This window comes from Streptomyces sp. NPDC093089 (assembly GCF_044754405.1).
GTDB lineage: Bacteria > Actinomycetota > Actinomycetes > Streptomycetales > Streptomycetaceae > Streptomyces.
On record NZ_JBIVPA010000015.1, the window covers coordinates 114,076 to 126,560 of the forward strand.

The following is a 12,485-nucleotide window of genomic DNA, read 5'->3' on the forward strand; positions in this document are numbered from 1 at the left end:
GCCTGTGTCTCCCCTTCAGACTCCGCCACGCCCCGGAAGGTTGCGCGGTTGCCCAAGCCGAGGCGGACCTCCCCGCACGCTGACCCGGATCGCCCCACCGCTCTGCGAGCAGGAACCAAGGGTTTCGCAAAAGGCCCGAGAGGCGGACGGCGCCGGGGCCCGCCCGGTCGAGCAGGTCCAGGTCCGTGACAACTCCGCCGGAGCCGTGGAGTGGACCCTGTTGGTCGACTCCACGATCAGCCGGGCCCATCAGCACGCCGCCGCCGCCCTCTCGGACAGTGAACCGGGCGAGCGTCTCGACACCCCGCAGGAAGGCCGGCGACAGCTTCCCGGCAGCTGCGGGCGTGACCTGGCGTCAGAGGGAGTCGCCCGCAGCTTCGGCGTGCAGGGCCTGAGCCGCATGCTTCTCGACGACGCGGGCGAGGGCCCGGCAGACCGCCGCGTCGAGCTTCTTGTACGTGGCTTCCGGACGCGCTTCCACGACGGCAGCCGTCCCTTTCGGTCCGGTGGTGACGCGGACGCTCACGAAGACCGTCGCGTCCGACGGTCCGCGCAGGGTCAGGTCCAGGACGCCGTGCCCGAACGCGGTGACCTCCTCCACCCTCAGGGCGGGGTCCTTCTCCATCACGTGTCGCACGCTGTCCGTCAGCTGGAAGACGGTTCTTCCCTCGACGGCGGGGATCCGCACTTCGCGGACGCAGGGCAGGGCCAGCCGGCGAACGACCGCCAAACAGTACCCGAGCATCACATCGCTCCTCTCACAGGGGGCGAACCATGGACGCGGGCGCTGCCGCCGCTTCCACACCTGCGAACGCCTCGGCTTGATGCTCCACGGCAGCAGCGACTCGAGCCGGGCCCGCCGGTCGTTCGTCAGAGCCGCACGCCCCACAAGAAGTGATCATGAACGAACAAGATCCACTTTCGCGACAGACCCTAGTTCCGAGTCGACTTCTCGGGGGTGAGCGCGCGGATGACGTGGGCGATCAGCTTGTCGAGGTAGGGGGGTTCCGGGAAGCCGAGGTGGAAGACCAGGCGGTGGTAGAGGGGGCCGTAGAACAGGTCGAGGGCGACGTCCAGATCGGCGTCGGGGTGGAGCTGACCCTGCTCCTGGGCGCGCCGCATGCGCTGCTCGAATTCCTCGATGCGCGGCCGGATGAGGCGGTCGTGTACGGGGCCGGCGAGTTCCGGGTCCCTGAGGGCGTCGGCGATCACGCCCGCGAGGGGGGCGTGGGAGGGCGGTGAGAGGAAGGTGATGACGGCGGTCAGCTGGGTGCGCATGTCGGTGGCGAGGTCGCCGGTGTCGACGTGGGGGACCGCGACGTCGGCCGCCTCGTGGAGGGCTTCGAGGACGACGGCGCCTTTGGAAGGCCACCAGCGGTAGATCGTCTTCTTGCTGACGCCGGCGCGGGCCGCGATGCCTTCGATCGTCAGGTGGCCGTACCCCTCTTCGGTACACAGGTCGAGGGCGGCGGCGAGGATCGCGTCGTGGCTCCTCTGGCTGCGTCGCTGCGGGTTGGGGGGCTTGGCGGTCACGGCAGCACCCTAACAGGAAACGGTACGTGTCGTATTGACAGGTGCGCCGACGGGCGTGCAGTCTCGACCCGGAAACGACACGGCACGTGTCGTGTCTGAGAGGGTTGTTGCGAGGCCGGAGCCCTGGCGCGACGCATGAAGGTGAGTGGCTCTGATGGACAAGGTGTTCTCGGCCGACGGCACGGCCATCGCTTACGAGCGGCAGGGTTCGGGCCCCGCGGTGGTGCTCGTCGGTGGCGCGTTCATGGCCCGCGGCGATTCCGCCGCGCTGGCGGCTCTGCCGGCCGAGCGGTTCACCGTGACGACGTACGACCGCCGCGGGCGGGGCGAAAGCGGGGACGGACCGGAGTACGACGTGCAGCGCGAGGTCGAGGACCTGGACGCGCTGATCGAGCGCGCGGGTGGCGAGGCCATGGACACGGACTTCTTCGCCGCCGCAGAGCAGGCGTGAGCAGGACCCTCGCCGCCCTGGGCGTGCCCCTGAGCATGTCCATGGACGGCTTCGTCGCCGGCGGCCGGCTCTTCGCCGACGCCCCGCCCGGTCCGGACCTCACGCCCACGCGCGTGGTCGGTTCCCCTCGGGTCGCCCACCTCACGTACCGGACCGCACCCCCGTAGGCCACCTCGAGAAGGGGCTCAGGAGAGGTGGCGGGGTGCGGTGAGGGCGGGCCGGGGGCGGGTGCGGAAGGTGCGGCGGTAGGCGTCCGGTGGCACGCCGACCGAGCGGGCGAAGTGACGGCGCAGGGTGGTGGCGGTGCCCATGCCGGTGGACGTCGCGATGGTGTCGACGGTGTCGTCGCTGGTCTCGAGGAGTTCCTGCGCGTGCCGGATGCGCTGGGTGAGCAGCCACTGGAGCGGGGTGGTGCCGGTGACCGACTTGAAGTGGCGGGCCAGATGGCGTGAGCTCATGCCGGCCTGACGGGCGAGGTCCTCCACCGTGAGCGCCTGGTCGAGGCGCTGCAGCACCCAGGGGAACAGGTCGGCCAGCGGATGGTTGCCGGGGGCGGGCACGGGGGTGGTGACGAACTGGGCCTGGCCTCCCTCACGGTGCGGGGGCACGACCAGGCGACGGGCGATCGTGTTGGCGACGGCCGAGCCGTGGTCGAGGCGCACCAGGTGCAGGCAGAGGTCCATGGCGGCGGCCTTGCCGGCGGAGGTGAGCACGCTGCCGTTGTCCACGTAGAGGATGTCGGGATCCACGGTGACCCGGGGGTGGCGTCTGCTCAGTTCGTCGGTGTGCGCCCAGTGCGTGGTCGCGCGCCGTCCGTCCAGGAGGCCGGCTGCCGCGAGCACGAAGGCGCCGGTGCACAGGGAGGCCACGCGGGCCCCCGCCTCGTGGGCCGCTCGCACGGCGTCGACCAGCTCGGTCGGCGGGTCCTGGTCGACGTCGGCCCAGCCGGGGACGATCACGGTGTCGGCCTGCCGGAGGTGGTCGAGCCCGTGGTCGGGTTCCACCTTGAACCGGCCGACCCGGACGGCGCTCGGACCGCAGAGCGCGAAGTCGTACCAGGGATCGACTATGTGGGTGAGGTCGGCGCCGAAGACCTCCATCGCCAGCGACAGTTCGAGATGCAGCATGCCGTCGGTGATGGCCAGGGCAACAGTGGTCACGTCCGGAATTGTACGGGTCACGTCGTTCCGGACACTCGTGTGAAGGAGAACTCCGCGCAAGGATCTTCATGACGCGCCGGACCGGACGGATCCGCGGCGCGACGACCCACGCGGTGGGGCGGTTTCGGCACCCCTACGCGTCCCCTGTCACAGCTGTCACCGCGCACGACCGAGAGGACCCACACCATGTCCAGACCGACGACCACCACCCCGCGGCCCGGCACCTTCCTCAGGACCGCGATGGTCCTGCAGACCCTGGCGCTCTTCTTCCAGGCCTCCACCGCGGGCCTGCTCCTGAGCTCGTCCCGCGCCTACATGCTGCACGACTACGGATCGAAGGTGATGTACGGGGCCGCCATGCTGTACGTCATCGCCACGGTCCTCGCCTGGCGGCCGGGCGGCGGGTCTCCGCGCCCCATCCTGTACTCCACCGGCTTCCTCCTCCTCGCCTCGGCCCAGGTCGCACTCGGCATCGCCCGCGTCGCGTCGCTGCACGTCCCCCTGGGCGTGGTGATGTTCGCCCTCAGCACCCTCGCCCTGGTCCGGTCGCTGTCCCCGGGCTCGCTGCTGCGCCCGGCCGCCGGTTCGTAACCGCCCGGGGCCACGGTACGAACCGGCGGGGCCGCTCCACGAGGTCAGCGAGGAGCCAGGAGACAGAACTCGTTGCCTTCCGGGTCGGCCAGGACCGTCCAGTGGATGGCGGACTGGTCGATGCCGGGGTCGGTGGCGCCCAAGGCCCGCAGTCGGCCCGCTTCCACCGCCAGGTCGTCGCCGGGGTAGGGGCGTACGTCGAGGTGGACGCGGTTCCACACGCTCTTGGCGTCGGGGGTGCGGACGAACTCCAGGTAGGGGCCGACGCCTTGGGCGGATCGCATGGTGGCGTGGTCGTCGGCGACCTCGTGCAGCGTCCAGTCCATCGCCTGGCTCCAGAACCGGGCCATCGCCCGGGGGGCGGCGCAGTCGACCACCACCGCGGCGATCGGCCCGGTGTCCTGGTAGATCGGGCGGGGCTCCAGGACGCAGAACTCGTTGCCTTCCGGGTCGGCCATGACCGTCCAGGGGACGTCGCCCTGCCCCACGTCGGCGAGCGTGGCACCGAGGTCCTTCAAGCGCGCGACCAACTCCGCCTGATGGGTGGGCGAGGTGGTGGCCAGATCAAGGTGCACCCGGTTCTTCACCGTCTTCGGTTCCGGTCGGGCGATGATGTCGATGCAGACGGCCGCGGGATCGGGGTAGGAGAAACCGACGGGTTCGAGGTTGGTCACCCCGGGTCCCTCGCTGTCGACACCCCAACCGAGTGCCTCCGCCCAGAACCGGCCGAGCGCGGAGTCGTCCTGGGCCTTCATGTTGATCTGCACAAGTCGTGTCGCCATGCCGCAGATCCTAGACACCCAGGTCATGGACGCGCCGCCGGATATCGGGGGGCCTCTGTCGCCGCTGCAGAGGCGGTTGCGGAAGGGGTCGGCGGAAGCGGTTGCGGAAGCAGTTGCGGTCCGTGCGACGGACCGAGCCGGGCGAGTTCCGTAAGTGCTGAAAGTTCTGCGAGTCGCTCCGCGGCGCTTCCTGCGACGGTGGCGGCCAACGCCTTCGCTTCATCCGCGCTGCCGGAGGCCTGTTCGCTCGCGCAGAGGGTTCCGGACTGGGCGAAGTGGGCGCGGAGGCCGTCGGTGAGGAGCCGGTCGAACTCCCTGCCGGTCGCCGCCCTTGCCTTGGTGAGGGTGCCGAGGCTGACCATGCCCGGCATGTCGTGCCCCTCGTGGGGGTGGGTGTCGGGGATGCCCGAGAGCTCCAGGAGGGCGCGGAGTAGCGCCTGTTCGTGTTCCAGACGTGTGCCGGTGCGGGAGGCGAGGTTCGCCACCGTGGGGTCGGTGGTGCGTGTGGGTGCCAGGGTGGTCAGGAGGTGGGCGCGTTCGGTCATGGGGATCATCAGTTGGATCCACGCGGTGTCGGTGGCGTTGAAGGCCGCTGTTCGCGGCGGGCCGGTCACCGGCTGCCGGGTGGCGCAGCCGGTGACGACGAGTGCCGCGAGCAGGGTGCACGCCCGGAGGATCAGAAGGTGCCGACGGAGTTGCACTTGGCGCTCTGCACGATGCAGTCCTTCACCCGCCGGCCCAGGGCCGTGTTGTCCCAGGCGTTGAAGAAGTCGCCGTGGAGGGACGACGCCATGCCGGAGGACAGGGAGAAGCCGGCGGCGTTGCCTGAGGTCGGGTAGCCGATGACGAAGGAGACGGAGGGGATGGCGACGGGGTGGTCGCCACTGCACGTGCCGTTGTGGGCGAAGGCGACGTGCGCCTTGTGGTCCGGGCTGTCGAGGTGCTTGCCGTCCCAGCAGTCGGGAAAGAGGAGCTGGTGGACGAGCTTGGCGGTCGGGGCGCAGATCGGCCAGTTGCCGTCGGCGCTGCGACCGATCTCGCCTCCCTCGCCGGCGCAGAAGAACTGGTTGGCCGAGCCGGCCGGGGTGGGGACCTGGGACTTGGCGTTGCCGGCGATCATGCGGAAGCCCTGGGGAAAGGGAACGGTCGCCGTGGGGTCGGGCAGCCGGGAGCCGTAGTAGACGATCATGCCGTCGCTCTCGATGGCCTTGCCGCCTTGGTAGAGGGTGGGGATCCAGTAGGCGGAGAGGTCCTTGGCGGGTGTGCAGCTGGTGCCCGTGTTAGCCAGCAGGCTCTGGGTGGTGGTGAAGGCGTCGGTGCTCTTGTTGCCGAAGAAGCTGTGCATGTGGGACGCGCCGGGCAGGCCCGGGGCGACGATCGGGTCGTCCGGCTTGGAGTGGCTGTAGGTGCAGGTGGCGTTGAACTCGGGGACGCGGACCGTGTCGGCGGGCACGGCGGCCGGGGTCATGGCCCGGAACTGTGCCAGTTGGGCGTTCCACGGTGCCGGGGCCACCCGTGGCGGAGGCGACACGGGCGGACGCCTTCAGGGGGCCGGCGGCACCGAGGTCGACGGTGTCGAAGCGCATCCAGTCGCCGTCGGCGAGGTAGGCGACGTTCTGTCCGCCGCCGGTGTCCGCGGTCGCTTCGACGCCCACGCCGGACTGTGCGGCGTAGGACTCGGCCTGGACGACGACGGTGGCGGCCCACGCGGTCCGGGCGGTGAGGGTGGTGCCGAGTGTGGCGGCCAGGGCGCCCGCCATCAGCGTGTAGAGATGGTGGACGGATTGTCGTCGGCGCATGTCTGTTCCTCCGGGGGTGTGGGGTGACCGGCGCGCTTCCGGGCTGGTGCTCGTGGGGCTACTGGTAGACGCGCACGTAGTCGACGAGCAGTTTGGAGGGGAAGGGCGTGCTGGTGTCGGTGGGGCCGGGCCAGTCGCCGCCGACCGCGAGGTTGAGGATCATGTAGTGCGGGTGGTCGAAGATCCAGGGACCCCGAGTCGCCTCCACCTGTTCCTTGTCGAGGGTGAAGACGGTGCGCCCGTCGAGGCCGTAGACGATGCCCTTGCTCGTCCAGTCGGCGGTCCAGGTGTGGAAGTCGTCGGAGAAGTCCGCGTCCTGGGGCAGTTTGTACGGTGAGCCGATTCCGCCGCCGCCGTTGTACGCGGGCGCGTGGACGGTGGAGTACGCGGTCTTCACGTCCTTGCCGAGGATCTCCATGATGTCGATCTCGCCGTTGTAGGGCCACGGCCGGCCGGTGAGGAAGTCGGCGCCCATCATCCAGAAGGCGGGCCAGAGCCCGTTGCCCTCGGGCACCTTGATGCGGGCCTCGACGCGGCCGTAGGTGAACTGGAAGGTGGAGCCCGTGTTCATGCGGGCCGAGGTGTACTGGCAGGTGGTGCTGCCGGTCAGCGGGTCGGGCGGGCACCCCTTGCCGGGCGTGGCCTGCTTGCGGGCTTCCATGACGAGGTGGCCCGCGCCGTCGAGTGCGGCGTTGTCGTGGTCGGTGTAGTACTGCAGCTCGCCGTTCTGGCCGGTGCCGGGGTCGGCCTTCCATTTGGCCGGGTCGGGCTTGCCTCCCGCGGCGCCGTCGAACTCGTCGCTCCAGACCAGCCGCGGCGGCGTCGCCGGGTCCGGCGGCAGCGGCGGTGCCGGGTTCGGGGCGCCGCCGGTGCCGTACACCTGGAACTCCCACAGGGAGTAGCCGTAGGGGGTGGCTCGTTGGGTGCCGTACATCCGCACGTGGCGGCCGGTGCCGGTGACCGGGATGGTCTGCTTGAACCCGGTGCCGGTCGTGGTCGAGTAGATCGGTGTCCAGTCGGTGCCGTTGGGCGAGACCTGGATCTGGAAGGACTTGGCGTAGGCCGGGTCCCACTGGAGGACGATCTTGTCGATCTGTGCGGTGGCGCCGAGGTCGACGGAGATCCAGGCGGGGTCCGTCCAGCCGGTGGTGGAGCTGGTGGCCCAGCGGGAGGCGGGGTCGCGGTCGAAGGCTCGGGCAGGGGTGCATTCCCAGCAGTTCTGGTCGCTCTGGGATGAGGAGGCCGCGCCCGGGCGGCCGTAGGAGAGGAGCGTGCTGCCGCCGGTGCCGCCGTCGGTGGTGGTGCGGACGGCGAAGGTCCACAGGGAGTAGCCGTAGGCGGTGGCGCGCTGGGTCGCGTACAGGCGGACGAAGCGCCCGGTGCCCGAGGCGGTGACGGTCTGGCTGCCGCCGGCGCCCTGCGTCGTCTCGTGGATGGTGGTCCAGGTCGTGGCGTCGTTGGACACCTCGATGCGGAAGGCCTTGGCGTAGGCGGCCTCCCAGTCGAGGGTCAGGCCGCAGACCTGCCGGGTGGCGCCGAGGTCGACCTGGAGCCACTGGGTGTCGGTGAAGCCGCTGGACCAGCGCGTCCCCGTGTCGCCGTCGACGGCGTTCTGGGCGCCGAACGGCCCTTCGGTACCGGAGGCGGTGGCGGGCCTGCCCCGTGCGGCGTCCGTGGTGCCGCAGGCGGCGGCGTTCTGGGCGGTGAAGGCGCCTTCGGTGGTGGAGGCGGTGACGGACTTGCCCTGGGACAGCGGGACTTCGGCCGCAGCGGCGACACCGGTGGATACGGAGGATGCGGCGGGAGTGGCGGGCACGGTGGTGAAGGTGAGCAGGGTGGCCACGACGGCGGTGAGTAATCCGAGGCGGCGAAGCAGCGGACGCACGGCGGCTCCTCAGGTGGGGGTGGACGAGGGAGCGCTCCCTGAGGGGTGAGAATGGGCCGGTCCGTATCGGCTGTCAAGGGTTCTGTTCACTAGGCGGAAACGCGATCGACTCGTCAACACCCTTACAGGGAGCGGTTTCTCATGACCTGTCAGAGATCCGTCGCGATGACTTCCGCCAGGTGGGAGGAGGCTTGTCGGTGGGGGTGTGCGACCGCCGGGGGCGGTGGGGCCGCAGCCGTGTGCGGTGCCGTTGACATGGGCGGTGAGGGGCGTCATTCTCGCCGGAGAACGCTCCCCGAGCGGCTCGCGCGTCGTCGATCGAAACGGACCGGGATGAAACGACCCACGCTGGAAGTGGTCGCCGCTCGGGCGGGTGTGTCCAAGTCGAGTGTCTCGCGGGTCGTCAACGGTGAGACGACGGTCGCCCCGCAGATCCGTGACGTCGTGATGCGGGCCGTGCGGGAACTGGGCTACGTGCCCAACGCTGCCGCCCGCAACCTCGTCACCCGTCGGACGGACGCGGTGGCCGTGGTCGTCTCCGATCCGCCGCAGGGCGTGGTCTCCGACGACCCGCTGTTCTCCACCGTCGTGCGCGCCGTCAGCAGGGAGTTGGAAGCGGCGGGGAAGCAGGTCGTGCTCATGCTGGCGGAGTCCGACCGCAGCAGGGCGCGGGTGGAGCAGTACGTGGCGGGCGGGCACGTGGACGGTGTCATGCTCGTCGCGCTGCACGGGACGGATCCGCTGCCGGCGGCCCTGGCCAGGACGGGCCTGCCGATCGCCTCCTTCAACCGCACGTCCGCACCGCAGGTTCCGTACGCCGGCCTCGACAACGTCGGCGGCGCCTCGCTCGCCGTACGGCATCTCCTGGAGCGGGGGCGTCGCAGGATCGCCGTCATCACGGGGCCGCTGGACCTGTTCGAGGCACGGGAGCGGCTCGAAGGCTACCGCGAAGCACTGCGGGGCACCGGGCGCCGGTCGATCGTCGCGCTGGGCGACTTCACCCGGGCGTCGGGCGCCTTGGCCATGGAGCAGCTCCTGGAGGACGACCCGGCGCTGGACGCCGTGTTCGCGAGCAACGACCTGATGGCCATCGGAGCTCTGCGGACCCTGCGCCAGGCGGGGCGCCGGGTGCCCGAGGACGTGGCCGTCGTCGGTTTCGACGACATCGAGGCGGCCGCGTACACGGCACCGGCGCTCACTTCCGTACGCAGCCCGATGGCCGACCAGGCCATCGCCACGGTGCACCTGCTCCTCGGGCTCATCGAGGGCGGCCCCCGGGATCCGGTCGTCATCCCGAACGAACTCGTGGTCCGCGAGTCCACCTGACCGGCGGGGCCGGCGCCCGCTCGGGCCGGGCCCCGCGGAAACGGCGGGGTCGCCGTACGGTACGCGCGTGTGGCCGCACCGGAGTCGCTCGGTGCGGCCACACACGCGGTACCGGAGTCGCTCGATTCGGCCACGCGGGGTGACGGAGTCGCTCGGTGCGGTCCCGCGGGTTCAGAAGCCCCGCACGTGTTTCCGGTACATCTGGGCGACGAGGAAGGCGAGGTCGAGCGACTGGCTCCGGTTGAGGCGCGGGTCGCAGGCCGTCTCGTAGCGCTGGTGCAGGTCGTCGACGAAGATCTCGTCGCCGCCGCCCACGCACTCGGTGACGTCGTCGCCGGTGAGCTCGACGTCGCAGCCCGCACTCGGTGACGATCCCGACCAGGTCCTCGGTGGACAGCGCGGTTCCCCGCAGATGGCCGGACCGGCTGTCACGGCACAACAGGTAGTGGCGGTTGTCAGTGCCTACATCGCCGTGGCCGCTGAAGTACAGGACGAGCGCCCCGTCTTCGTCGGTGGCGTCGACCGACCAGCGCGACAGCGCCTCACGGAGTTCGGCGACGGAAAAATCCACCACGGGATCGGCCGTACCGTATCCGAGCTCACCGAAGAGCCCACTGACGACTTCCAGGTCCTCGGCCACGCACGGCAGCGGCTGCTGGTGTTCGTACACACCGGTGCCGGCGACGACCACCCAGCGGGACGCGACGCTGCCGATCGGGTAGGCGGCCGCGTGGTCGGCCGCTTTGTCGGCCACGTCGACGGCGGTCCCGTCGGCCGTGCTGTTCGTAGCGCCGCCGGCTGTGCTGTGCGTGGCGCCGCCGGCTGTGCTGTGCGTGGCGCCGTCAGCCGTGCTGTGCGTGATGCTGTCGGTCATGCCGAACCGGGAGTGTGCGGCCCGCGCGCGATGGTCCGTCGCTTCTCGACCGCGGCGATGTGGTGCTCGCTACCCCACGGGCGAAACCGACGACCGTAGACGGCGCCCCCATGATGGGACCACGCCCCTAAGGACTGCTTGCCGATCCCGTGCGCCACGACGACTGCGGCCACGTCCCCTCCCCCGGTCCCCTGTCGAGGGCTCAGACTGTAGCGCCTCGTGTGTCCCTTCGGTTGAGGAAGTCGAGGCTTTGATCTTCCCGATGCCCGGCCGTCGACGAGTCTTAGTCGGGGATCCCCGGCATGCCCCACCAGGCGTTTCTCTCACGGATGTGGGCGTTCGGGCACGTCCTCCGCCACGTCGTGACTGCCGGGGGGGCGGCCTGGGCGCGCGAAGAGGACGCGCTTCCCGTCCAGGTGCAGGCGCAGGTTCGCCGAGTCGACGACGTTGTCGCGGATGATGAGCGCCCGGGCCACTTGGTGGGGGTCGTGTTCGGTCATCCGTCCGCCGGCCTGCCGGAGGCGGAGCTTGGCACGGCCATCGGCCTCGCCGACGACGATCCGTACCTCGACCAGACGCCGCCGGTCCCACAACCGGTACGCGATCTCCGCGAGCACGTAGGCCGCAGCCGCGCAGGCCGCCCACATAGCGTCGGAAGACGCCCACAGCACCAGGACGAACAGGCCGGCACAGCCGGCCGTCACCGCCGTACGCCGCAGCCGCGGAACGGTCGGCGTCTCCTTTTTCTCCGCGTCCCAGAGCAGATCCTCGCTGATGACCATGCAGTCATCATGGGCTCCGTCCGGCGTCCTGAGAAGCCTCGCGAACCAAGCCGGGTTCCGGCACGATCCGGCGCCAACGGAGAGTCCGAACTCGGCTGATCGAGAAGGGCGTTCGATGCCCGCAGTGCCCGAACGCCGCAGCCACGGCTGCGTGCGTACGGGCACCACCACTCTCTTCGCGGCCCTCGACACCGCGACCGGCAAGGCCATCGGCTCACTCCACCGCCTCCACCACGCAGTGGAGTTCGAGAAGTTCCTGATCGAACTCGACAAGGAAGTCCCCGCGGACCTCGACGTCCGCCTGATCCTGGACAACTACGTCACCCACAAGGTCCCGGCCGTGAAGACATGGCTGCCGGCGCACCCACGCTTCCACCTGCACTTCACCCCGACCGGCTCCTCCTGGCTGAACCTGGTCGAGCGCTGGTTCGCCGAACTCACTCGGAAGAAGCTCCGACCCAGGTCACCAGGTGCAATGGCCTCGGCTCGCCGGATGCGAACGTACGTCGACGACTGCCCCTCCGGATTGCCGCTGGGACGACCATGTTCGGAGGCGGGGCAGGCTGCTTGGTGCGGCCCTGGCGTCGCGAAACTTATCGTCCGGGCCCGCCAAGAGTCCGCGGAAGCCATCCACTGAGGTTTGACTCGTCGAGTCGTAGGGGCTGACGGCTGGTCGTCCGCTGCTGTGACTGATTCCCCATGCCCGTTGTCAAGCGTCGGAGGTGCCTACTGGGTCCTGCCGACCGCACGCCGGAACCTTGCCCATAGAGAGGTCGGCAAGGTGACGTCAGTGGCTTCGTCTGGAGAGCCGGCATCGTGCGCCGTGGCGGTCGGCTCTACTGGGTCCTCGTGAGCGTCTCCGCGGAATGCGACGGCGTCCTCCCCGATCCCGACTACCTCCAGGAGGGTGTCCAGGGCCTTGTCGGCTTGCTCATGCGGCTCGGTCAGCCAGACATACGAGACGCCCACCGGATTGCCGTCGTGCTTGCTGATCGCGAAGCTGAATCCCTTCAGCCGGAACAGTACGACGTCGAGCTCGTCCAGCCCGTCCCACGACCGCTCCACGTGCAGACGTAGCCGCTGGGCCACGGGCTGCACCGGCAGCGCCAGCGCTCCGATCATCTGGAACAGCGGGGCTGAGTGCTCCCAGACGCTGTACTGGTAGGCGGGGTTCTTGCCGGTGTAGTAGGGCGGTTGTGCAGCCGACTGCCAGTCGGGCTCAGGCCCTGGGACCTCGATCTCTGTCACAGCAGCCCCTCCCCACGGCCTCCAGCCAACTGGTGATCAACCTACCTTCACCGG

General features: G+C 70.1%; 12 protein-coding genes and 6 pseudogenes. 6 read left to right on the plus strand and 12 right to left on the minus strand.

Annotated elements, in window-relative coordinates; genetic code table 11:
- Positions 1-139 precede the first annotated feature (139 nt).
- A pseudogene (locus ACIQFX_RS31015) lies at positions 140-268 on the plus strand (IS5/IS1182 family transposase); the annotation flags it as partial.
- An 87-nt stretch (positions 269-355) separates the two neighbouring features.
- Here the strand turns inward: ACIQFX_RS31015 and ACIQFX_RS31020 are convergent.
- The gene (locus tag ACIQFX_RS31020) at positions 356-745 is read right to left on the minus strand and encodes a hypothetical protein (protein ID WP_402470132.1); all 390 of its coding nucleotides are present in this window, start codon (positions 743-745) and stop codon (positions 356-358) included.
- A 188-nt stretch (positions 746-933) separates the two neighbouring features.
- A complete protein-coding gene (locus tag ACIQFX_RS31025) occupies positions 934-1,533 on the minus strand; it encodes a TetR/AcrR family transcriptional regulator (RefSeq protein ID WP_402470133.1) in 600 nt (199 codons plus the stop codon).
- A gap of 154 nt (positions 1,534-1,687) precedes the next feature.
- Here ACIQFX_RS31025 and ACIQFX_RS31030 point away from each other — a divergent pair.
- A pseudogene (locus ACIQFX_RS31030) lies at positions 1,688-1,945 on the plus strand (alpha/beta fold hydrolase); the annotation flags it as partial.
- Between the two features lie 35 nt (positions 1,946-1,980).
- Positions 1,981-2,151, plus strand: a complete 171-nt coding sequence (locus tag ACIQFX_RS31035) for a hypothetical protein (protein ID WP_402470135.1) — start codon at positions 1,981-1,983, stop codon at positions 2,149-2,151.
- A gap of 18 nt (positions 2,152-2,169) precedes the next feature.
- Here the strand turns inward: ACIQFX_RS31035 and ACIQFX_RS31040 are convergent, their stop codons facing one another.
- The gene (locus ACIQFX_RS31040; RefSeq protein ID WP_402470136.1) at positions 2,170-3,144 is read right to left on the minus strand and encodes a helix-turn-helix domain-containing protein; all 975 of its coding nucleotides are present in this window, start codon (positions 3,142-3,144) and stop codon (positions 2,170-2,172) included.
- Positions 3,145-3,330: 186 nt separating this feature from the next.
- Between ACIQFX_RS31040 and ACIQFX_RS31045 the strand changes: the two genes are divergently transcribed.
- Positions 3,331-3,735: a hypothetical protein gene (locus ACIQFX_RS31045; protein WP_402470138.1), complete on the plus strand. Its 405-nt coding sequence runs from the start codon at positions 3,331-3,333 to the stop codon at positions 3,733-3,735.
- A gap of 44 nt (positions 3,736-3,779) precedes the next feature.
- Here ACIQFX_RS31045 and ACIQFX_RS31050 read toward each other — a convergent pair whose 3' ends face one another.
- From ACIQFX_RS31050 to ACIQFX_RS31070, 5 genes and pseudogenes are all read right to left on the minus strand, one after another.
- Positions 3,780-4,517 carry a VOC family protein gene (locus tag ACIQFX_RS31050; RefSeq protein ID WP_402470140.1) on the minus strand — a complete coding sequence of 246 codons (738 nt, stop codon included), beginning with the start codon at positions 4,515-4,517 and terminating at the stop codon, positions 3,780-3,782.
- Between the two features lie 23 nt (positions 4,518-4,540).
- On the minus strand, positions 4,541-5,218 hold the full coding sequence (locus ACIQFX_RS31055) for a DUF305 domain-containing protein (RefSeq protein ID WP_402470141.1): 678 nt from the start codon (positions 5,216-5,218) through the stop codon (positions 4,541-4,543).
- Positions 5,194-5,985, minus strand: a complete 792-nt coding sequence (locus ACIQFX_RS31060) for a DUF1996 domain-containing protein (RefSeq protein WP_402470142.1) — start codon at positions 5,983-5,985, stop codon at positions 5,194-5,196. The genes ACIQFX_RS31055 and ACIQFX_RS31060 overlap by 25 nt, the downstream gene beginning before the upstream one ends.
- A gap of 85 nt (positions 5,986-6,070) precedes the next feature.
- Positions 6,071-6,316 (minus strand): annotated as a pseudogene (locus ACIQFX_RS31065) (carbohydrate-binding protein); the annotation flags it as partial.
- 58 nt (positions 6,317-6,374) lie between these two features.
- Positions 6,375-8,069 (minus strand): discoidin domain-containing protein, encoded by a 1,695-nt coding sequence (locus ACIQFX_RS31070; RefSeq protein WP_402470328.1) that lies wholly within the window; start codon positions 8,067-8,069, stop codon positions 6,375-6,377.
- Positions 8,070-8,534: 465 nt separating this feature from the next.
- Here ACIQFX_RS31070 and ACIQFX_RS31075 point away from each other — a divergent pair, with 465 nt between their 5' ends.
- Entirely contained in the window at positions 8,535-9,527 is a 993-nt protein-coding gene (locus tag ACIQFX_RS31075; RefSeq protein WP_402470143.1) for a LacI family DNA-binding transcriptional regulator, read from the plus strand.
- Positions 9,528-9,698: 171 nt separating this feature from the next.
- On the opposite strand, the pseudogene ACIQFX_RS31080 reads toward ACIQFX_RS31075, so the two are convergent.
- The 3 genes and pseudogenes from ACIQFX_RS31080 to ACIQFX_RS31090 form a co-directional block, all read right to left on the minus strand.
- Positions 9,699-9,884, minus strand: a pseudogene (locus ACIQFX_RS31080) (3-deoxy-7-phosphoheptulonate synthase); the annotation flags it as partial.
- 106 nt (positions 9,885-9,990) lie between these two features.
- Positions 9,991-10,401, minus strand: a pseudogene (locus tag ACIQFX_RS31085) (caspase family protein); the annotation flags it as partial.
- A 323-nt stretch (positions 10,402-10,724) separates the two neighbouring features.
- A complete protein-coding gene (locus ACIQFX_RS31090) occupies positions 10,725-11,183 on the minus strand; it encodes a hypothetical protein (protein ID WP_402470144.1) in 459 nt (152 codons plus the stop codon).
- On the opposite strand from ACIQFX_RS31090, the pseudogene ACIQFX_RS31095 reads away from it, so the two are divergent.
- A pseudogene (locus ACIQFX_RS31095) lies at positions 11,182-11,640 on the plus strand (IS630 family transposase); the annotation flags it as partial. The gene ACIQFX_RS31090 and the pseudogene ACIQFX_RS31095 sit on opposite strands and share 2 nt — an antisense overlap.
- Before the next feature lie 269 nt (positions 11,641-11,909).
- Here the strand turns inward: ACIQFX_RS31095 and ACIQFX_RS31100 are convergent.
- Entirely contained in the window at positions 11,910-12,431 is a 522-nt protein-coding gene (locus tag ACIQFX_RS31100) for a hypothetical protein (RefSeq protein WP_402470146.1), read from the minus strand.
- Positions 12,432-12,485: the final 54 nt, after the last annotated feature.